The sequence below is a fragment of the Nocardia heshunensis genome, from assembly GCF_054782115.1.
Map to the genome: position 1 here is coordinate 144,573 of NZ_BAAGTC010000003.1, position 18,902 is coordinate 163,474.

Annotated in this window: 20 protein-coding genes; 12 read left to right on the forward strand and 8 right to left on the reverse strand. The window is 66.8% G+C overall.

Translation table 11 applies throughout. The features are described from left to right. Window positions 1–11: 11 nt before the first annotated feature. Window positions 12–932 (forward strand): alpha/beta hydrolase, encoded by a 921-nt coding sequence (locus tag ACYVN4_RS07295; RefSeq protein ID WP_460718523.1) that lies wholly within the window; start codon window positions 12–14, stop codon window positions 930–932. Between the two features lie 4 nt (window positions 933–936). Here the strand turns inward: ACYVN4_RS07295 and ACYVN4_RS07300 are convergent, their stop codons facing one another. After that, the gene (locus ACYVN4_RS07300; RefSeq protein ID WP_460718525.1) at window positions 937–1,542 is read right to left on the reverse strand and encodes a hypothetical protein; all 606 of its coding nucleotides are present in this window, start codon (window positions 1,540–1,542) and stop codon (window positions 937–939) included. A gap of 63 nt (window positions 1,543–1,605) precedes the next feature. Beyond that, window positions 1,606–2,046, reverse strand: coding sequence for a PaaI family thioesterase (locus ACYVN4_RS07305; protein ID WP_460718527.1), 441 nt, complete (start codon window positions 2,044–2,046; stop codon window positions 1,606–1,608). A 64-nt stretch (window positions 2,047–2,110) separates the two neighbouring features. Between ACYVN4_RS07305 and ACYVN4_RS07310 the strand changes: the two genes are divergently transcribed. Further along, window positions 2,111–2,509: a hypothetical protein gene (locus ACYVN4_RS07310; RefSeq protein WP_460718528.1), complete on the forward strand. Its 399-nt coding sequence runs from the start codon at window positions 2,111–2,113 to the stop codon at window positions 2,507–2,509. Between the two features lie 4 nt (window positions 2,510–2,513). Continuing rightward, window positions 2,514–3,671 carry a protein kinase family protein gene (locus ACYVN4_RS07315; protein ID WP_460718530.1) on the forward strand — a complete coding sequence of 386 codons (1,158 nt, stop codon included), beginning with the start codon at window positions 2,514–2,516 and terminating at the stop codon, window positions 3,669–3,671. On the opposite strand, the gene ACYVN4_RS07320 is transcribed toward ACYVN4_RS07315, so the two are convergent. Next, on the reverse strand, window positions 3,619–4,221 hold the full coding sequence (locus ACYVN4_RS07320; RefSeq protein ID WP_460718532.1) for a hypothetical protein: 603 nt from the start codon (window positions 4,219–4,221) through the stop codon (window positions 3,619–3,621). The genes ACYVN4_RS07315 and ACYVN4_RS07320 overlap by 53 nt on opposite strands. A gap of 135 nt (window positions 4,222–4,356) precedes the next feature. Between ACYVN4_RS07320 and ACYVN4_RS07325 the strand changes: the two genes are divergently transcribed. Further along, window positions 4,357–4,806 carry a hypothetical protein gene (locus tag ACYVN4_RS07325; protein ID WP_460718533.1) on the forward strand — a complete coding sequence of 150 codons (450 nt, stop codon included), beginning with the start codon at window positions 4,357–4,359 and terminating at the stop codon, window positions 4,804–4,806. Here ACYVN4_RS07325 and ACYVN4_RS07330 read toward each other — a convergent pair. Genes ACYVN4_RS07330 through ACYVN4_RS07345 form a run of 4 tightly spaced genes read right to left on the reverse strand, consistent with a single transcriptional unit; the run spans window position 4,793 to window position 10,480 of the window. Beyond that, window positions 4,793–5,293, reverse strand: coding sequence for a GNAT family N-acetyltransferase (locus tag ACYVN4_RS07330; protein ID WP_460718535.1), 501 nt, complete (start codon window positions 5,291–5,293; stop codon window positions 4,793–4,795). The two genes, ACYVN4_RS07325 and ACYVN4_RS07330, sit on opposite strands and share 14 nt — an antisense overlap. Window positions 5,294–5,298: 5 nt before the next feature. Next, window positions 5,299–6,405: a methylmalonyl Co-A mutase-associated GTPase MeaB gene (gene meaB / locus ACYVN4_RS07335; RefSeq protein ID WP_460718537.1), complete on the reverse strand. Its 1,107-nt coding sequence runs from the start codon at window positions 6,403–6,405 to the stop codon at window positions 5,299–5,301. After that, the gene (gene scpA / locus ACYVN4_RS07340; RefSeq protein WP_460718540.1) at window positions 6,402–8,660 is read right to left on the reverse strand and encodes a methylmalonyl-CoA mutase; all 2,259 of its coding nucleotides are present in this window, start codon (window positions 8,658–8,660) and stop codon (window positions 6,402–6,404) included. The genes meaB and scpA overlap by 4 nt, the downstream gene beginning before the upstream one ends. A 2-nt stretch (window positions 8,661–8,662) precedes the next feature. After that, the gene (locus ACYVN4_RS07345) at window positions 8,663–10,480 is read right to left on the reverse strand and encodes a methylmalonyl-CoA mutase family protein (RefSeq protein ID WP_460718542.1); all 1,818 of its coding nucleotides are present in this window, start codon (window positions 10,478–10,480) and stop codon (window positions 8,663–8,665) included. A 169-nt stretch (window positions 10,481–10,649) separates the two neighbouring features. On the opposite strand from ACYVN4_RS07345, the gene ACYVN4_RS07350 reads away from it, so the two are divergent. The 4 genes from ACYVN4_RS07350 to ACYVN4_RS07365 all read left to right on the forward strand — a co-directional run bounded on the left by ACYVN4_RS07350 (window position 10,650) and on the right by ACYVN4_RS07365 (window position 14,242). Further along, the gene (locus ACYVN4_RS07350) at window positions 10,650–11,366 is read left to right on the forward strand and encodes a TVP38/TMEM64 family protein (protein WP_460718544.1); all 717 of its coding nucleotides are present in this window, start codon (window positions 10,650–10,652) and stop codon (window positions 11,364–11,366) included. Window positions 11,367–11,523: 157 nt separating this feature from the next. Further along, window positions 11,524–12,393 carry an ABC transporter permease gene (locus ACYVN4_RS07355; protein ID WP_460718546.1) on the forward strand — a complete coding sequence of 290 codons (870 nt, stop codon included), beginning with the start codon at window positions 11,524–11,526 and terminating at the stop codon, window positions 12,391–12,393. Next, the gene (locus ACYVN4_RS07360) at window positions 12,390–13,448 is read left to right on the forward strand and encodes a taurine ABC transporter substrate-binding protein (RefSeq protein WP_460718548.1); all 1,059 of its coding nucleotides are present in this window, start codon (window positions 12,390–12,392) and stop codon (window positions 13,446–13,448) included. Before ACYVN4_RS07355 ends, ACYVN4_RS07360 begins: the two co-directional genes overlap by 4 nt. Continuing rightward, window positions 13,445–14,242 carry an ABC transporter ATP-binding protein gene (locus ACYVN4_RS07365; protein WP_460718550.1) on the forward strand — a complete coding sequence of 266 codons (798 nt, stop codon included), beginning with the start codon at window positions 13,445–13,447 and terminating at the stop codon, window positions 14,240–14,242. The genes ACYVN4_RS07360 and ACYVN4_RS07365 overlap by 4 nt, the downstream gene beginning before the upstream one ends. Window positions 14,243–14,321: 79 nt before the next feature. Here the strand turns inward: ACYVN4_RS07365 and ACYVN4_RS07370 are convergent, their stop codons facing one another. Further along, window positions 14,322–14,657: a transglycosylase family protein gene (locus ACYVN4_RS07370; RefSeq protein WP_460718552.1), complete on the reverse strand. Its 336-nt coding sequence runs from the start codon at window positions 14,655–14,657 to the stop codon at window positions 14,322–14,324. Window positions 14,658–15,119: 462 nt separating this feature from the next. On the opposite strand from ACYVN4_RS07370, the gene ACYVN4_RS07375 reads away from it, so the two are divergent. From ACYVN4_RS07375 to ACYVN4_RS07390, 4 genes are all read left to right on the forward strand, one after another. Continuing rightward, entirely contained in the window at window positions 15,120–15,866 is a 747-nt protein-coding gene (locus ACYVN4_RS07375; protein WP_460718554.1) for an IclR family transcriptional regulator, read from the forward strand. A 152-nt stretch (window positions 15,867–16,018) separates the two neighbouring features. Beyond that, window positions 16,019–17,098, forward strand: coding sequence for an ABC transporter substrate-binding protein (locus ACYVN4_RS07380; RefSeq protein WP_460718556.1), 1,080 nt, complete (start codon window positions 16,019–16,021; stop codon window positions 17,096–17,098). Continuing rightward, complete coding sequence (locus ACYVN4_RS07385) at window positions 17,095–17,931, forward strand: ABC transporter ATP-binding protein (RefSeq protein WP_460718558.1); 837 nt, start codon at window positions 17,095–17,097, stop codon at window positions 17,929–17,931. The genes ACYVN4_RS07380 and ACYVN4_RS07385 overlap by 4 nt, the downstream gene beginning before the upstream one ends. Next, window positions 17,924–18,880 (forward strand): ABC transporter permease, encoded by a 957-nt coding sequence (locus ACYVN4_RS07390; RefSeq protein ID WP_460718560.1) that lies wholly within the window; start codon window positions 17,924–17,926, stop codon window positions 18,878–18,880. The genes ACYVN4_RS07385 and ACYVN4_RS07390 overlap by 8 nt, the downstream gene beginning before the upstream one ends. Window positions 18,881–18,902 lie beyond the last annotated feature (22 nt).

The window sequence follows — 18,902 nt, forward strand, 5'->3', positions numbered from 1 at the left end:
TTGCTGCGCTGGTGCCCATCACGGCGTCCGCGGACCCCGGCGGTGCCGCGATCGTCGACGTCAAGCCGCTGGGCGGTCGGCAATTCGAGGTGACGGTTTATTCCGCGGCGATGAACCGGACCATCCCCGTCTGGGTTTCGCACCCCGACTTCTCCGCACCGGCGCTGTATCTGCTCAACGCGGTCGACGGCGGCGAATCCGGTGGCCCCTGGTACAACCGCACGGACACCGCCCAGTTCTTCGCCGACAAGCCGGTGAACGTGATCACCCCGATCGGCGGGCGCGCCAGCTTCTACACCGACTGGATGTCGGACGACCCGACCCTGGGCCGAAACAAATGGTCCACCTTCCTGATTCACGAATTGCCCGCCCTCTTGGAGCCGCGCTTCCAGATGACCGGCCGCAACGCGGTCGCGGGCGCCTCCATGTCGGCCGTCTCCGCCCTCGACCTCGCCATCGAAGCCCCCGGCATGTACCAGGCCGTCGGCTCCTACAGCGGCTGCCCCCGCACCACCGACGCCGTCGCCCGCACCTACGTCCGCTCCGAACTCGGCATCTTCGGCGCGAACGCCGCCAACATGTGGGGTGGCGACGACAACCCGGCCTGGGACGCCCACGACCCGGTCCTCAACGCCGACCGCCTACGCGGCATAGCCCTCTACATCTCCGCCGGCAACGGCGCCCCCGGCATCCACGAATCCCTCACCGACCCCAGCATCGCCGGAAATGTCGGCGCCCTGACCGACCGCATGGCAGTCGGCGGCGTCATGGAATCGGTAGTCCGCAACTGCACGGATTCCCTTGTCGGCCGCCTGGCTTCCCTCGGCATCCCCGCACAAATCGCCTACCGCAACGGAACTCACGCCTGGCCCTACTGGCAAGACGACGTCCACGATTCCTGGCCCCTCTTCGCCTCCGCCCTCGGCGTCTGACGGTCTAAGAACCCCCGCCGCAATCGTCGCACGACGGCGGTGCATCCGGTCCCTGGGTCCAGAGGACCATGTCGTCGGTGAAGTTGTCGAGCTGGTCGGTTCTGCCGATAGCGGCCCCCATGGGCTGGCTGTGCTGATACGGCTCCAGGTACATGGGGATGTTCGGGCTGTCTATGAAGCAGCGACCCGTCACGCAATGGCCGGACAGGAGCGCGGTGCCGGAACCGCCGCCGACGACGAACACGGTCTGTGGCCCACCGCTCGGAACGGGCTTGGCGTACAAGGGGGTTGCGTAGGCTCCGCCGAGAAACTCCAGGCTGTGTCCGAGACCGCTCACCAACTGAACGAAGTAGTAGTCGTCGCCGCCGAGGGACACGGGAACATGGTTCCACCGCTGGGCGGCCACGATATAGCCGTCCGTGCCGTAACTGCACGGCTGCAACTGGACGCTGAGGTTCTCACCACGGTCGGTAAGACACTGGTTGTAGAAGACGTTGTGCAGGTACTGCCCCGATGGGCTCGGTTTGGCGGCGGCCGGACCGGCGACGAGACCCAACACCGTGCACAGCACGGGGAGCAGCGCCGCTGCCGAAATCGATCGATGTGTCATCGCATCAGGCTGTCCCGACGCTCTTTCAATCGAATTACAACCGCCACCCGCCCCAGGGGTCGCTCAAGCGCTCGGCAACGCCATCAATGTGGCTTGCATGAGCGCAATCGGCCCACCACCATTGGTATCCGAGGTGACCTCCGCGGTACAGACGGTGAGCGTGCGACCGGATCGCACGACGGTCGCCGTGGCCAGAAACCGTTGCCCCACAGCCGGACTCATGAGATTGACCTTGAACTCCACGGTGAGGATGTCCCGGTCGACCGGCTGCAATGACATGGCGGCATACCCACAGGCCGAATCCGCGAGCGTCGTGATGGCCCCGGCGTGCACGAACCCGTTCTGCTGGCACAAATCCTCACGAAACGGCATCTCCAACACCACCCGCCCCGCCGCCAGGCTCCCGATCTCGATTCCAAGCGTGGTCAGCAGGGTCTGCCGCCCGATACTTTCCCGGAGCCGCGCTTCCTGCGAGGTGCTCAAAGTGCCTGCGATATCGGCCATTTCCGGATCCTAGACGACACTCGACGGACCGAACCCCCGCACCGACCATGGTCTAATCGTGGGCATGGAGAAGTTCGACGCCTGGCTCGACCAGATTCATGCCTGGGACGACGAATTCGCCTACCGCACCATCTATTCCGTGTATTCGGCCGCCGAGAGCGGCCACGACTACGCCGACTCGAGCGGGCGGCGACGGGCGGACGGGACCTACGAGATCTATGCGGGCCAGCAAACGATCGTCCTGGCCGACGATGCCGAGCGTGAGGCGCTGGCTGCGCACATCGTGCGGCGCTACTGCGGAGACCACTATCCGGACATGCGCGCATGGGAAGCGCAAGAGCACGCCTGGTACATCGAGGACCGCCACCCTGGAAACAATAAGGTTTGGGCGGGCCCCACTTGGCGCGTCCGCCCAAAGGCATGGTTCGGCAGGATCACCCGATCGACCCGCCGCGAACGGTAGCCCGGTGACATCGCGCCCAGCGCGCCTCCACGATCACAGCGCGGTCTCCACGGCCCTGGCGTTGTACAGCGATCATGCGTTGCGCGAGTCGGTGGATGCGGCCACACCGCTCGGTGCGGGGATCGGTGGGAAGTCGGGGCTGCTGGAAGTGGCCGGCAGGCCGGTCTTCGTGAAACGGGTGCCCCTCACCGATGTGGAACGGCGGCCGGAACATGTCCGGTCCACGGCGAATCTGTTCGATTTGCCGATGTTTCAGCATTACGGCGTCGGACTCATTGGCGCGACAGGCTTCGGGGCTTGGCGGGAGCTCGCCGTGCACACCATGACGACGAATTGGGTGATCGCCGGCGAATACGAGGGTTTCCCGCTGATGTATCACTGGCGGGTGCTACCGGACTCGGCGCTGCTACCGACCGAACTCGTCGATATCGACCGCGTTGTCGCCTATTGGGAGGACCGGCCCGAGGTACGCGATCGAATCGAGGCTGTGCGGGACGCTTCGGCGAGCATCACGCTGTTTCTGGAGTACATCCCGCAGACCCTGCACGAGTGGTTGAACACCCAGATCGAGGTGGGCGGTGCGGTCGCCGAACTTGCGTGCGCCCTGGTCGAGCGGGAATTGGCCGCCGGCACCGCGTTCATGAACGGCCGCGGGCTGCTGCACATCGATGCACACTTCTGGAACATTCTCACCGACGGCCGGCGCCTCTACTTCGCCGATTACGGCCTTGCACTCTCCTCCAGATTCGACCTCTCGCCCCGGGAGGCGGCGTTCTTCGCCCGGAACCAGAGCTACGACTGCGCCTTCACCGCAACCTATCTGGTGAACTGGCTGCTCACTGCCCTGTACAAGGTGGAGGGGCGGGAGAATCGTGCCGCGCTGGTGCACGCCATCGCCGAAGGCAAGCCCCCGGAGGGCATCCCGGACGGAGTCGCCGCACTCCTCACCCGGCACGCACCTGTCGCCTCAAAAATGTCCACGTTCATGCTCACGTTCCAGCAGAAGAGCCGCAGCACCCCGTACCCCGATGAGAAGATCCGCCGCTTGCTGGCCCACCAGGCTTCGATGCTCGCTCAGCAGACGTCACACAGCACGGAAGCCGGGTGGCCTACCACCCAGTCCCTGAGCCAGCAGCGGCTTCCCGCGCACGAAGGGCCCTGACGGAAAGCTTTTGTCTGCCGAGAAGTCTCGTTTGCTCGAGCTTCAGACCGGCGAAGCGGTCACGGGTGTACGCACGCAACTCGTGTGCCGGGAATTTGATGATCGAGACGTAGTCACCGAGGTCGCCCACTGACCAGCGGGCGAGCGTGACCTCGTAACCCGATACGTGAGCGCACAACTCGAGCAAGACGGCCGGCATCTCGGACTCGATGAGTAGATCCGCTTTGGTGACGACGATATCGCGCATCGCCCTGATGTTCGGGATGAAGACCGTCGTCGCCCAGGATCGCCACTCGGCGAGGTCCTGGGCGGACGGCACCGGGACATCGCAGATCGGACAACGCCCATCGGCCAGCGCGAAGTCCGTGTGAAACGCATCGAACGTGCGCTGATTTGCCTCCATCAGCGCAAGCAACGGACCGTAGAACTCACTCAGTTGCTGGTTGACTCGCACCAGCCGAGCCTGACGCTGGCCCAGGCGAAGACCGTTCAGATATGTGGCCATATAGCCGACGAATGCCAATCCGACGGTCATCCCCACTGTGACCATAGAAACGATGATAGAGGGCTCGGCGCGCGCGACCGCACGCAAGAAGAGCGAAACTGAATCCCTTGCCGCAGTGGTCGAGCGGAATCTGCGGAGGTGGGGTGGGGTGAGCCCTGGGGTGTGTATCGGCGGGGTGCCGTGGCATCCACACTCGGATCAACGAGGTTCGAGCATCTGATGCGGGAGGGCATGATGACGGTGTGGACGCTGGTGGTCGGCTTGGGGGTCGTGCCGTTCCTGCTCGTCGCCGGTGTCTGGGCGGAGCGGGTGAGGAGTGGAGAGTATCGGCGGTTGTGGCGGCCGTTCGAGCGGGCGCTTGCGACGGGGCATGCACCAGTAGAGATTGATTCGGTGGAGTGGGCGGAGTTCGTGGCGGAGCGCCGACGCGGGCATCAGCGGGCGATCGCGATCGAGCTTGGGGCGCTCGCGATTTACGCCGCGGTCGCGGTGCGGAGCGATGAGCTAGTCGACCCGTTCCGGTTGGCGACGATGGCGCTCATCGCATTGTGCGCGGCGCAGATGGCGGTGCGGCTGCGGAGGATCGAGCGCTTGGCTGCCGATTCGGCGGTTGCTCCTACGGCCAGGTGACTTCCAGGTCGAGCAGGTCGAAGCCCGCCGGGAAGTGGGCGATTCGGGGTTTGCCCAGGTGGCCACCGTGGCGTTGATAGAAGGCTATCGCGGGTGTGTTCGCTCGCAGCACTTCCAGGTATACGGCGCGACCCGGGTATTCGGCTGCGGCCCAATCGAAGCCGTGGCGCAGGAGCAAGGTGCCGACGCCGCCGCCTTTCAGGGTTGGCTGGACGTGCAGGTTGTCGATGAGGATGCGGCCGTCGGGCTGGGGTGCCAGGTAGATGAATCCGGCCAGGTCGCTGGAGGATTCAGCGATGAACAGATCGCCCTCGGTGGGATCGCCGGTGAGGCGGTTGAGCCAGAGGGTCTGGTGGTCGCCTCCGAGCGGGCCGTTCAAATAGGCCGTGGGCATGATGCCCGCGTAGGCGGTGCGCCAGCTGGCGGTGTGCAGCGTGGCGACCGCTTTCGCGTCGGCGGCGGTGCCGGGGCGGATCCGGATGTCCATGGCGTTCAGCCTTGTTCGTCGAAGGCCCGGAGGATTTCTTCGGCGGCGAGGGCGGGGGTCAGGGAACCGTCTCGGATTTGTTTTTCGACCTCGGTGCGGAGGGACTTGACCGCGGGGTTTTCGGTGAGGCGGCGGAGCAGGTTGTCGTGGACCATGGTCCAGGTCCAGTCGACTTGCTGGCGGCGGCGCTTTTCGGCGAATTCGCCTGCCTCGGTGAGGATGCGGCGGTGGGTGAGGACCGTGTCCCAGAAGCTGTCCAAGCCGACGCCGTTGAGGCCGGACATGGTGAGGACCGGTGGCCGCCACAGGGATTCGCGCGGGTGGATGAGGCGCATCGCGCCCTGCAGTTCCCGAGCGGCGGCCTTGGCTTCCAGTTCATGGCGGCCGTCGGCTTTGTTGACGGCCACCAGATCGGCGAGTTCGAGGACGCCTTTCTTGATGCCCTGCAACTGATCACCGGTGCGCGCCAGAGTGAGGAAGCAGAACACGTCGACCATATTGGCGACGGTGACCTCGGATTGGCCGACGCCGACGGTCTCCACCAGGATGACGTCGTAGCCTGCCGCCTCCAGCAGCACGATGGTTTCGCGGGTTGCCTTCGCCACGCCGCCGAGGGTCCCCGCGGTGGGTGAGGGGCGAATGAACGCGTCCTTCTCCACCGACAAGCGAGCCATGCGAGTCTTGTCGCCCAAGATGGAACCGCCGGTGCGGGTCGAGGACGGGTCCACGGCCAGCACCGCGACCCGATGCCCCTGCCCGATCAAGTACATGCCCAGCGCGTCGATGAATGTCGACTTGCCGACGCCCGGAACACCGGTGATACCAACCCGATTCGAGACGACCGCGCCCGCCTCGGGGGTCAGGCGCAGCAGCAATTGCTGCGCCAGTTCCCGATGGTCGCTACGGGTGGATTCGACGAGGGTGATGGCGCGGGCCAGTCCAGCCCGCTCCCCCGCCCGCACCTGGGCGGCCAATGCGTCGACGTCGATGACACGGCGGGCCGCCACCGGCGCGGCGGGTGCCGCGCCCGGAGCGGACAGTCCGACGCCGGCGGTGGTGCCGAGCCGAGGGTGCAGCTCGCCACCCTCGGTCGCGCGTGCGGCGTCGCTCATTCCGTTGCGCCGGTGCCGATCTCGTGGCCCAGCTGCACGGCCAGCTTCTGAATGAGATCGATGGCGGCCTCGGCGATGATGGTGCCCGGTCCGAAGATGCCTGCAGCACCGGCCGCGTACAGCTCGTCGTAGTCGCCGGGCGGGATCACACCGCCGACGGTGACCATGATGTCGGGGCGTCCGACATCGGCCAGTGCCTGCCGCAGGGCGGGCACCAGCGTGAGGTGGCCGGCCGCCAGCGAGGACACACCGACGACGTGTACGTCGTTGTCGGCCGCCTGCTGCGCCACCTCTTCGGGGGTCTGGAACAGCGGGCCCACGTCGACGTCCATGCCGAGGTCGGCGAACGCGGTGGCGATCACCTTCTGGCCGCGGTCGTGGCCGTCCTGCCCCATCTTGGCGATCAGGATGCGCGGGCGACGGCCCTCGGCCTCGGCGAACGCCTCGACCAGCTCGATGGCCTTGCTGATATTGGTCACCTTGCCCGCTTCCTCCCGGTAAACGCCGGAGAGCGTACGGATTTCGGCCTGGTGGCGGCCGTACACCTGCTCCAGCGCATCGGAGATCTCACCGACGGTGGCCTTGGCGCGCGCGGCATTGATGGCCAGCGCCATCAGGTTGTTGTCCATGCCGCCTTCGGAAGACGCTGCGGCCCGGGTCAATTCGGCCAGCGCCGCCGCGACCTCGGCCGAATCGCGTTCCGCGCGCAGCTTTTCCAGCTTGGCGTTCTGCTCGGCACGCACCCGCGAGTTCTCGACCTTGAGGACCTCGATCGGGGTGTCTTCCTCGACCTGGTACTTGTTGACGCCGATCACTGGCTGCTGCCCGGTGTCGATGCGCGCCTGGGTGCGCGCGGCGGCTTCCTCGATGCGCAGCTTCGGGATGCCCTCCGAAATCGCCTGCGCCATACCGCCGTGCGCCTCGATCTCGGCGATGTGGGCGCGGGCGCGCTCGGCCAGCTGGTGGGTCAGCCATTCCACGTAGTACGAGCCGCCCCACGGGTCGGCCGGACGGGTGGTGTTGGACTCCTGCTGAATCAGCAGCTGGGTGTTGCGGGCGATGCGCGCGGAGAAGTCGGTCGGCAGCGCCAGCGCCTCGTCGAGCGCGTTGGTGTGCAGCGACTGCGTGTGCCCCTGGGTGGCGGCCATGGCCTCCACACACGTGCGCGCGACATTGTTGAACACGTCCTGCGCGGTCAACGACCAGCCCGAGGTCTGCGAATGGGTGCGCAGCGCAAGGGACTTGGTGTTCTTGGGCTCGAACTTGGCGACCAGCTCGCTCCAGAGCAGCCGTCCCGCACGGAGTTTCGCGACCTCCATGAAGAAGTTCATGCCGATGGCCCAGAAGAACGACAGTCGCGGCGCGAACTTGTCGACCTCCATGCCCGCGTCCAGCCCGGCCTTGATGTACTCCACGCCGTCGGCGAGGGTGTACGCCAACTCCAGGTCGGCGGTGGCTCCGGCTTCCTGGATGTGGTAGCCGGAGATGGAGATCGAGTTGAACTTCGGCATCTTCGCGGAGGTGTAGGCGAAGATGTCGGAGATGATCCGCATCGAGGGCTTGGGCGGGTAGATGTAGGTGTTGCGGACCATGAACTCTTTCAGAATGTCGTTCTGAATGGTTCCGGCCAGCTGCTCGGGCTTGACGCCCTGCTCTTCGGCGGCGACGACATACAAGGCCAGGATCGGCAGCACCGCGCCGTTCATGGTCATCGACACCGAAACCTGGTCCAGCGGAATCTGATCGAACAGTTCCCGCATGTCGAGGATGGAGTCGATGGCGACACCGGCCATACCGACGTCACCGGTCACGCGCGGGTGATCGGAGTCGTAGCCACGGTGGGTGGCGAGGTCGAAGGCGACCGACAGACCCTTCTGACCCGACTGCAGATTGCGACGGTAGAAGGCGTTGGAGTCCGCGGCGGTGGAGAAGCCCGCGTACTGGCGAATCGTCCACGGCTGGTTCACATACATGGTCGGGTACGGACCACGCAGGAACGGCACCACACCCGGCACGCTGTCCAGGGGGTAGCCCTCGGCGACGATGGCGTCCCGATCGGCCTTGGTGAACACCGGCGGCACCTCGATGCCTTCGGGCGTCGACCAGGTGAGCTGTTCGGGCGCATAGTTGTTGGCGCTCGCGGCCTCGGCGACGAACTCCTCGACCTGTGCGGCATTGACCTCGGCGGGCGCGGCGTCGCCCTCGGTCAGCGGCACCTCGGCGAAATTGCCGATGCGATGCTTGATATCGCTCATCTCTACGCTCCCAGCTTTTCGAGCAGGCCGGTCAGAGCCGCCACCGCGTCCATGCGAGCAGTCACGAAGCCATCCGGGCGATCCGCCCCGGAAAGCTCCGCGACCGCCTTCTCCGGTCCGGCCAGCAGCACGGTGGTGACACCGGCCGCCCGCAATTCCGCCACGGCCGCAGCGGCATCCGTGCCGTAGCGGGTGTCGGAACCACACAGCACCGCGATCGACGGACCGGCCTCGGTGACGGCCTCGATGCCGCCGGAGGCCAGCAGGTTGGTGGTGAAGGTGACACGAACATTGTTCTCCGACACCGGCCCCAGCGGAACCAGGCGCACCCGCGGACGGGTACCGTTAGCGGCCACGTAGGCGTCGGAGCGGTTGCGCAGCGCCTCGAAGGCGGAACCGTAGCGTCCGGAACCGTACTGCGTCCGCGCGGCTTCCGACAGCGGCTTCTCGCCGAGGTTCGGGAACTCGTTGACGCCGGTCACGGCCGTCTTGCGGTGTGCCACATCGGAATCGCGCTTGGCCTTGGTCTCCCCGATGCGTTCGGCGAGCAGGCCCGCCTGCAACGCAGCCAGGTAACCACCGGCAGCCTCGATCTCCTGCATGAACTCCCACGCCTTGGCGGCAAGTTCATCGGTGAGCGATTCCACATACCAGGATCCGGCACCCGGGTCCTGCACGTGGCCGAGGCGGGATTCCTCGAGCAGCAGCAGCTGGGTGTTGCGGGCCATGCGCTCCGAGAACGCCTGGGAGACTTCGAGTTCCCCGGCGGGCAGCGCGTCGTCGAACGGCAGCACGGTGACGATGTCCGCACCGCCGACGCCCGCGCCGAACGCGGCGAGGGTAGTGCGCAGCATGTTCACCCACGGGTCCCGCTGGCTCATCATGGCCGCGGAGGTGATCGCCTGCTGCGGCGCGTTGCCGAAGGCCGGAGCACCGCACACCTGCGCCACCCGGGCCCACAGCCGACGGGCCGCACGGAACTTCGCGACCGTCTCGAACTGATCGTCGGTGGCCGCGAAGCGGAAGTCCAACTGGCCCAGTGCATCCGCGATATCGGCACCGGCGTCGGTGAGCGAGCGCAGGTATTCCAGGCCCGCCGCGACCGCCGCACCCAGTTCCTGAGCGTCGGAGGCACCGGAGTTGTGGAAGGCCACGCCGCACACGGTGATCGCACGCACGGTCTCGGTGCGAGCCACGGCCTGCTGTGCGAGCGCGATCGCGCCGTCCAGGTCGATGTCCGAGGAACCCGCGAAGAGGCTCGTCAGCGGGGTGGCACCCAGCGAGACGCGAATGTCCTTGCGGTCCGGGGCCTCATAGGCGTCCAGCACCGAGAACAGTGCGGCGGCAGCCTCATCGGCGGCGGGACCGGCATCGAGGGTCAGAGGCGCGAGCTCGAACAGGAAACCCTGCAGCGCGGTCGCGAGACCCTCGACCGGGACACCGCGCTCGGCGACACCCAGCCACACGGCGCTCACGCCGTTATCCAGCGCGAACATGATGTCCGCATTCACGGCCTTGGCATCAGAGCCACCGAAGCGCTGGCTCACGAACCAGCCGCGGTGCGGGTCGCGGGCGGCGTCGCCGCCGCGCACGTAGGGGAACTGCCCGGGCAAAGGCTGCTCGGGCAGTTCGTCACGTCGCGTATACAGCGGGTTGACCGTCAGACCGTCATAGGTCGTGACCGCGAGCAGCTGCTCCGGCTCGGCCGGCAGTTCGCTCGCATCCACCCTGCGGGCCTTGGCCAGCACCCCGGCGACACCCTTACGCCAGGCGGCAAACTCGGGCACCGTTTCGGCACCCGAGTCGGAAGCAATCGGCATAGCTGCTGTTTCCTTCTTCCACTCCCTGACCGGATGGCCGCTGAACCGGCATCCGCCCAGCTCAACGGCCACTTTGGTTAACGAGCATTCATGGTCTTTCCCCTGATGCTAGCGGTACCCCTGGGATAACGGTCTCCGGAGTCTCACTACCAGCGGGTAACCTGGCGCGGTGCCAACAACCGTGCCCGCGCCGCTCGAGCGAGTATCCGGGATGCTCAACCGCCTCCGCCAACCCCGGAATCTGGCCCTGCTGATCGCTTGCGGAGTGCTGTTCGCACTAGCCGCCTTCGCCCCGCATCCCGGGCCGCAGCAGATCCGGCAGTGGGCGGATTCGGTGGGACCGATGCTGCCGGTGGTCTTCTTCCTCGTGCACACCCTGGTCTGCGTGGTCCCGTTCCCGCGCACCATTTTCACGCTCAGCGCGGGCATGCTGTTCGGCTCGGCGGAGGGCCTGACACTGGCAATCACGGCAACAACACTGAGCGCCCTGCTGGCCCTGTGGCTCGTCCGCGCCATCGGTCACGAACGCGTCCGCCCCCACCTCACCCACCCGACCGTGCAAGCCGTCGACGCCCGCCTGGCCCGCCGCGGCTGGCTGGCCATCGGATCCTTGCGCCTCATCGCGTTCGCCCCGTTCTCCATCGTGAACTACTGCGCCGCACTGTCATCCATTCGGCTGATGCCGTACTTCTGGGCGACGGTGATCGGCATCATCCCCGGCACGGTCGGCACGGTCCTCCTCGGCGACGCCCTCACCAACCGCACCTCCCCCGCCCAATGGATCGTCACCGCAGCATGTCTGGCGCTGGGCGTCATCGGTCTCCTGGTCGACGCCCGCATGGCGGTCGACGCGACCGCGGAGGCTCAGCCGGACCCGGTGGCCTGACAACGCCTTCAGAATCACGGTGATCGTGGCGCTGTTCGAGCGCGCCCGGTAACGACAGGATCTGGCCGGACGGTTGCGGGTTTCCGCGACCGCCAGGTCCATTGTCGAACTGGAAGGTGCTTCGCGTGAGTCCCCACCGCGTGCTCGGAACCGTCACATGATCAGTGTCGGCGCGACGAAAACCGCTGATACTACGGTGAATCAGGCCCGGTTCACCTTGCTCCGGCCGGTTCGCGGGCTGCTCGTGCGAGCGCTGTCGCTGGTCGTGCTGCTGGTGGTCTGGTGGGCGGTCGCCGCCGCGAAACTCGTTGATCCGCAATTCTTGCCGGGGCCGCGGGCGGTCTGGGAGGCGTTCGTGCGAGCCAATAGTTGGCATCCGCTCGCGCCCGGTGTGCCGCGGGAGGTGCCCGGCGAGCAGAACTATTTCCTGTGGGAGCATCTGCTGGCCAGCTTGCAGCGCATCGCCGTCGGCGCGGGGGCCGCGGTGATTCTCGGGCCGATCGTGGGATTCGCGCTCGGCACCTCGAAGACGCTGGCCACCATTGTCGGCCCGTACCTCAACTTCCTGCGCACGCTGCCGCCGTTGGGTTATATCGGTCTGCTCATCGTGTGGTTCGGGATCGGCGACACCTCGAAGATCTGGCTGTTGTTCCTGGCTGCGTTCCCGCCCGTGGTGATCGCCACCATCGCAGGGGTACACGGGGTTTCGGTCGACCGGGTCAATGCGGCGCGGTCGCTGGGGGCGTCGCGGGTTCAGGTCGTGACCCGGGTGCTGTTACCCGCCACGCTGCCGGAGGTGATCGGCGGGATCCGGGTGGCGATCGGGTTCGCCTGGACCACCGTGGTCGCCGCCGAGCTCAACAATGGCATCCCCGGCATCGGCGGCCTCGCATTCCTGGCCGGGCAGCAGCTCAATACGCCGCTGACCATGGCCTGCATTCTCGTCATCGGACTCACCGCGCTCGCTCTGGACGCGGTCATCAGCTGGATCGGCGCGCTGGTCGTGCCGTGGAAAGGCAAAGCGTGAAGCGCACTCTCACCACCCTGGCCCTCGCCGGACTGCTCACCGCCTCGCTGACCGCGTGCGTGCAGTCCGGGCGCACCGACCAGTCGCGGGCCGCCGGCGACAAGCCCGCTTGCCCGGTGGCCGTGGACGAAAGCTTCACCGGCACCGTACGACTCGGCTACCAGGACATTCCCAATGGCGATCTGGTCGTCAAGGACGCCGGGCTGCTGGAGACCTGCCTACCGAAGGCGACTATCACCTGGAGCAAGTTCGCCTCGGGTGCCACCGTGATCCAGGCGTTCGGGTCGAACTCCCTCGACCTGGGTCTGCTCGGCAGCGCGGCCGCCGCCCGCGCGGTGTCCGCGCCGCTGAACATTCCGATGAAGGCGGTGTGGATCCACGACGTGATCGGGGCCGCCGAATCCCTGGTCGTCAAGGATCCCGCGATCACCAGCGTTGCGGGCTTGCGCGGCAAGCGGATCGCGGTGCCCTTCGCCAGCACCTCGCACTACAGCCTGCTCGCGGCACTCACCGCCGCAGGCATCGAACGCGACGTGCACTTGGTGAACCTGCAGCCCGACGCCATCGCCGCGGCCTGGAAGGGCGGCGATATCGACGCGGCCTTCATCTGGGAACCGACCCTCTCGGAGCTGGAGAAGAACGGGCACGTGGTGACCACCGCCGCCGACACCGCCAAGGCGGGCAAACCGACCTACGACCTGGAAGGCGCACGCGCCGACTTCGTTTCGGCCAATCCGCGCTTCCTCGAGGTGTGGACCGCGGCGCAGAACTGGGCCGTCAACCAGATCAACACCGCACCCGACGCCGCGGCCACCCGGATCTCCGCGCAGCTGGGCGTCCCGGTCGCCGACATCCGCAAGCAGCTCGGCGAATACGGCTACCTCGACGCGGCCACCCAAGCCGGACCCGCCTACCTCGGCAAGCAGCTCGGCCAGGATCTGAAGTCCTCCGCCGATTTCCTGTTGAGCCAGGGCGAGATCCAGGGTGTGGCGACCCCGGACGCCTACGCGGGCGCGGTGTACGCCACGGCCGCCACCACCGTGAGCGCGAAGTGACCACCGCGCTCGACCTGCGCGACCGGGTGGTGCTGACGGACGTCTCCAAGACCTACGACACCCCGACGGGCAGCACCGTCGCGCTCTCGCCCACCGACCTGGTCATCGAGCCGGGCGAGTTCGTGAGCATCGTCGGGCCGTCGGGCTGCGGCAAAACCACGCTGCTGCAACTGCTCGGCGGCTTCCTGCCGCCCAGCGCCGGCACCCTGCTGGTCGGGCATGATGCGATCGACGGACCGAGCCCCGAACGCGGCGTGGTCTTCCAGGCCCCCACGCTGTACCCGTGGCTGTCGGTGCGCGGCAATATCGAGTTCGGCCCGAAATGTCGTGGTGTGGACAAGAAGACGCGGCGCGCGGCGGTCGAGCGAATGCTCGAGCTGGTGGGTCTGGCCGACTTCGGCGACAAGCGGCCCTATGAACTCTCCGGCGGCATGCAGCAGCGGGCGCAGATCGCGCGGGTGCTGGTCAACGATCCGCGCATCGTGCTCATGGACGAACCGTTCGGCGCACTCGACCAGCTCACCCGCGAGCGCCTGCAGGTGGAGCTGCTGCGGCTGTGGCGGGAGGCGGGCAAAACCATTGTGTTCGTGACCCATTCGGTGGCAGAAGCGGTATTCCTGTCCACCCGGGTACTGGTCATGAGCGCCCGGCCCGGCCGGATCATCGTGGATCGCCGCATCGAATTACCGGATGATGACGGTGCGAGCGTCCGGGACCTCGCGGTCACCGCCACACCCGAATTCCAGGCCCTCAAAACGGAATTGGCGGCGGCGATCTACGCGGCGCACGGTTAAGTCAGTGAATACAACAATGGCCCTCGCCGCAGATTTGCGGAGAGGGCCATTGTTCAGTTCCGAGTAACGCGAAACCTGATTACAGGTACGCGCCGCACACGGGCCAGGCGCCCGCGCCCTGACCGGCGAGCACGTTCTCCGCGACGCGGATCTGCTCTTCACGGCTGGCGTTGGAGGCATTGCCCGAGCCGCCGTAGGCGTTCCAGGTGCTCTGGGTGAACTGCAGGCCGCCGTAGAAGCCGTTTCCGGTGTTGGCGCCCCAGTTTCCGCTGGCCTCGCAGTTGGCGACGGCGTCCCAGTTGTGCCCGGCGGCCGACGCGGTCGCGGTGGACAGCGCGAACGGAACGGACACGAGCGCGCCGATGGCCGCAGTGGCGGCGAGCATGCGGGTGGTGAGCTTCCGGTTGCGATGCATAAGTTTTTCCCTTGCCTGCGCCCACCGTCCCGCGCTGTAAGCTGCGGTTCCCCGTCCCCAGGGTTATCGGTTGCTCTCGAATCGCGGGACGGGTTCCGGCGTTCGTCGATTCGAGCGGGGGCCCGGAGGTATCCGAGCCGAGAACGACGGTAACGGATCAATCACGGCGAATCACGTATCGATCACGGACAGTTGACAGAACGGTATCCAACGCACTCAATGTGTTTGCGCAGTTGGCATCGGAGTGTCGCGAAATCACATTTCTGGAATTTACGGCCGAATTTGTGACGGAGGTCACGGAGAAATGGTGACCCCGATCGCGTAATACAAAGTCGTTACAAAACGATGGCCACCGAAAATAGCCCTGCGACCGGCTCGGATCGTGCTGCGCGCAACCGTTGCCCCAGGTCAGAGCCCTCGCAATAGTTCCTGCAACACCGTTTCGGGACCGCAGGAGGAACCATGGCCGCCATCGAAGAACCCCGGTCCGGAGCACGCGCGGTCGACCGCGCGGTGCAGGTGCTGAATTGCTTCGAAGGTAACGATCCGGAGCTGTCGGTCAGCGAACTCGCCCAGTTGGCTGGATTGCCCGTCAGCACCACACACCGGCTGGCCCAGGCCCTGGTCCGGGGCGGGCTGCTGGAACAGGACCCGGCGACCGACCGGTACCGCGTCGGTCACGGGCTGGCCACGCTGGCCCGGCCCGCCCTCACCCGGCTGGGCCTGGACTCGGTCGCACCCCATCTGTACGCGCTGGCGGCGGGCATCCGGATCACGGTCAGCGTGAGCGTGGCCGACGACCACGACGCCGTCACGGTGTTCCAGGCACGACCGCCGGTCTATTTCTGCCATCACCAGGTGCCGCGACCCCGGCAATCGCTGCGGACCAGTGCCACCGGGCATGCCCTGCTGGCCTACTCCCCTGCCCGCGCCACCGCCGACGTCGACCTCGACCGCGTCCGCCACATCGGGTTCGCCTCGGAGCTCATCGAGACCGAGGATCCGATCCGGTCGCTCGCGGTGCCGATCGTCGGCCCGCACCGCCAGGTGCAGGGCGCGCTGGCCGTGCAGGCTCGTTCCGCGCGGCTGGATGACGAGCTCATCCGCGCCGTGGTGCCCGCCATGCGCATCGCAGCCGGGCGGATCGCGCCGCTGTTCCAAACCACCGGTGGCCCAGCGCTTTCCGCCGCCGAATTTCGCTCACGCTGATTTCCACATCGTGAAATCGCGATTGCCGCGCCGGTCGCGGCATCGCAGCATATGTGCACTCCACCTCCCGAAAGAGACTCCCATGCAGCTCTGTTGTCGCCCCGATCGCGAATCAGCCCGTACGACAGATCTATTCACCGAAAGAGTCCCCCATGGCATTCCCGCTCCGCCGACCTCGGCTGCGGCGCGCCCTCGCGGCCGCGGTCGCCGTCACCAGCGCGGTGGTCCTGCTCACCGGTTGCGCCAAGACCGACGCCGGTACGACCGCCGACGGTAAGACCGTCATCCGCTATCAGGGCACCACCGGTCAGGTCGAGGCCTTCGAACTCGCCGCCGACCTCGGCTACTTCACCAAGATCGACCTGCACTGGGAAGGCGACACCACCAGCGGCCCCGCCAATATCCAGGCCGCCGCCACGAAACAGGTCGAATTCGGCAGCGCCTTCAACGGCGCGGTCATCAAGCTCGTCGCGGGCGGTGCGCCCGTGACCGCCGTGCTCAGCTCCTACGGCGCGGACGAGCAGAACTTCACCGGCTACTTCGTGCGCGACGACTCCGGCATCAAGTCGGCCCGCGATCTCATCGGCAAGAAGGTCGGCGTCAATACCCTCGGCGCGCACCACGAATTCGTCACGCGGCAGTGGCTGCACGATCAGGGTCTCAGCGACGCCGAGATCAAACAGGTCCAGCTCGTGGTGCTGCCACCGGCCAATACCGAGGACGCGCTGCGCAACGGGCAGATCGACGTCGCGGCGCTCGGTGGCGTCTTCCGCGACACCGCCGTCGGACGCGGCGGCCTGCACACGCTCTACACCGACAAGGACCTGTTCGGGCAATTCGATTACGGCACTTACGTTTTCCGCAACGATTACCTGAAGTCACACCCCGAGGCGGTGGCCGACTTCGTGCAGGGCACCGCCCGCGCCACCCGCTGGCTGCAGGTCACCCCGCGCGATCAGGTGGTCGCCAAGTTCACCGACATCATCAACAAGCGCGGCCGCAACGAGAACACCGCGCTGCTGCAGTACTACCACTCCTACGGCGTCCCCGTCCCGGGCGCGGTGATCGCCGATCGAGAGATTCAGATCTGGATCGATTGGCTGGTGCGCAACGGCGAACTGCCCGCGGGCAAGATCGCGGCCAAGGACCTCTACACCAACAAGGACAACCCCTACGCCAACGGCACCTATCCCGCAGACGGCGGTCCGAGCGGCGAGGTGGTCGCGAAATGAGCGCCACCGCAGTCAAACTCGCACTCGCCGGGGTGGGCAAGGAATTCCCGGTGCGCGGTGAATCGGAGCACCTCACCGCACTGTCCGACATCTCCCTCGAGGTGCGCGACGGGGAATTCCTGGTCCTCGTCGGGCCGAGTGGGTCCGGAAAATCGACGCTGCTGGATCTGCTCGGCGGACTGAGCAAGCCATCGACCGGGCAGATCCTCATCGACGGCGCACCCGTCACCGGTCCGGGGCTCGATCGCGGGATCGTGTTTCAGCAGTATGCATTGCTGCCGTGGCGCACGGCTCGCGCCAATATCGAATTCGGGTTGGAGGCCAAGGGCATTCGCCGTCGCGAACGTCGGCGGATCGCCGAGCACTATCTGGAACTGGTCGGCCTGGCCGGATTCGGGGAGCGCTACCCGCACGAACTGTCCGGCGGCATGAAACAGCGGGTCGCCATCGCCCGCAGCCTGGCCTTCGATCCGGAAGTGCTGCTGATGGACGAGCCGTTCGCCGCGCTCGACGCGCAGACCCGGGAATCGTTGCAGGACGAGCTGTTACGGATCTGGCGGGCCACCGGCAAGACCGTGCTGTTCATCACCCACGGCATCGACGAGGCCGTCTATCTCGGTCAGCGGGTGGCGGTGCTGACCTCGCGGCCCGGCCGGGTCAAGGCCATCGTCGACATCGACCTCGACCGGGACGGCGATCCGGATATCCGCTCCAGCGAACGGTTCCGCGACCTGCGCCACCACGTCTGGTCACTGCTGCACGACGAGGTGGCGCGTGCCCAGGACCTGGAACAGGCCGCGCTCGCCGCCGACAGGAGGACTTCCCATGTCTAGCGCCCTGCGATTGCCGCACCCGGCCCTCGAATTCCCGGACCTCAGCACAGGCAGCGCGGCCTCCGACACGACCGGCACTATCGCCACCGACAGCGGCAGCATCGCTACCGTTGCCGATGCGGCGGCCACCACCAGTTCGGCAGGGCCGCGCCCGAAACGGTCGGCGCTGCAGGCACTGTCACCGGCCGCGATCGGCCGGGTGGCGTGGCGGATCGGCAAGCCGAGCATCGTGATCGCGGCCTTCCTCGGATTGTGGGAGGCAGCGCCACGACTGGGACTGGTGGACGAGATCTTCCTGCCACCGTTCTCGACGGTCGTGCAGGCCGGGATCGAACTCATCCGCAACGGCCAGATGTGGGACAACGTCTCGACCAGCCTGACGCGCTCGCTCATCGGGTTCGCGATCGCGCTGATCCTCGCGATTCCGGTGGGCGTGGCCATCGCCTGGTACCGGCCGGTCGCGGATTTCCTGAGCCCGGTCCTGGAACTGTTCCGCAATACTGCCGCGCTCGCACTGCTGCCGGTGTTCATCCTGATCCTCGGCATCGGCGAGACCTCCAAGATCGCCCTGGTGGTGTACGCCGGGTTCTTCCCGATCCTGCTCAACACCATCAGCGGGGTGCGGACCGTCGACCCGTTGCTGGTGAAATCGGCGGTGTCGCTGGGCTTCTCACCGCTGCGACTGTTTCAGAAGGTGATCCTCCCGGCGGCGGTACCGTCGATCTTCACCGGCATCCGAATGGCCGCGTCCGGCTCGATCCTGGTGCTGATCGCCGCGGAGATGTTCGGGGCGCGCGCCGGACTGGGCTATCTGATCACCGCCGCACAGCAGAACTTCCAGATCCCCGACATGTACGCCGGGATCGTCGCCATCGCCCTGGTCGGGCTCGCCTACAACGGCGTGCTGGTGGCCATCGAGCGGCGGCTGTCGCGCTGGCGCACCAACTGACCTTCCCCAGGAGACCTCACCG

Bases quoted from the DNA above. Each gene is read 5' to 3' on its own strand.
- ACYVN4_RS07300 (WP_460718525.1), bottom strand. From the start codon at position 1,542: ATGACACATCGATCGATTTCGGCAGCGGCGCTGCTCCCCGTGCTGTGC.
- ACYVN4_RS07305 (WP_460718527.1), bottom strand. From the start codon at position 2,046: ATGGCCGATATCGCAGGCACTTTGAGCACCTCGCAGGAAGCGCGGCTC.
- ACYVN4_RS07310 (WP_460718528.1), top strand. From the start codon at position 2,111: ATGGAGAAGTTCGACGCCTGGCTCGACCAGATTCATGCCTGGGACGAC.
- ACYVN4_RS07320 (WP_460718532.1), bottom strand. From the start codon at position 4,221: ATGGTCACAGTGGGGATGACCGTCGGATTGGCATTCGTCGGCTATATG.
- ACYVN4_RS07330 (WP_460718535.1), bottom strand. From the start codon at position 5,293: ATGGACATCCGGATCCGCCCCGGCACCGCCGCCGACGCGAAAGCGGTC.
- meaB (WP_460718537.1), bottom strand. From the start codon at position 6,405: ATGAGCGACGCCGCACGCGCGACCGAGGGTGGCGAGCTGCACCCTCGG.
- scpA (WP_460718540.1), bottom strand. From the start codon at position 8,660: ATGAGCGATATCAAGCATCGCATCGGCAATTTCGCCGAGGTGCCGCTG.
- ACYVN4_RS07345 (WP_460718542.1), bottom strand. From the start codon at position 10,480: ATGCCGATTGCTTCCGACTCGGGTGCCGAAACGGTGCCCGAGTTTGCC.
- ACYVN4_RS07355 (WP_460718546.1), top strand. From the start codon at position 11,524: ATGATCAGTGTCGGCGCGACGAAAACCGCTGATACTACGGTGAATCAG.
- ACYVN4_RS07370 (WP_460718552.1), bottom strand. From the start codon at position 14,657: ATGCATCGCAACCGGAAGCTCACCACCCGCATGCTCGCCGCCACTGCG.
- ACYVN4_RS07375 (WP_460718554.1), top strand. From the start codon at position 15,120: ATGGCCGCCATCGAAGAACCCCGGTCCGGAGCACGCGCGGTCGACCGC.
- ACYVN4_RS07380 (WP_460718556.1), top strand. From the start codon at position 16,019: ATGGCATTCCCGCTCCGCCGACCTCGGCTGCGGCGCGCCCTCGCGGCC.
- ACYVN4_RS07385 (WP_460718558.1), top strand. From the start codon at position 17,095: ATGAGCGCCACCGCAGTCAAACTCGCACTCGCCGGGGTGGGCAAGGAA.
- ACYVN4_RS07390 (WP_460718560.1), top strand. From the start codon at position 17,924: ATGTCTAGCGCCCTGCGATTGCCGCACCCGGCCCTCGAATTCCCGGAC.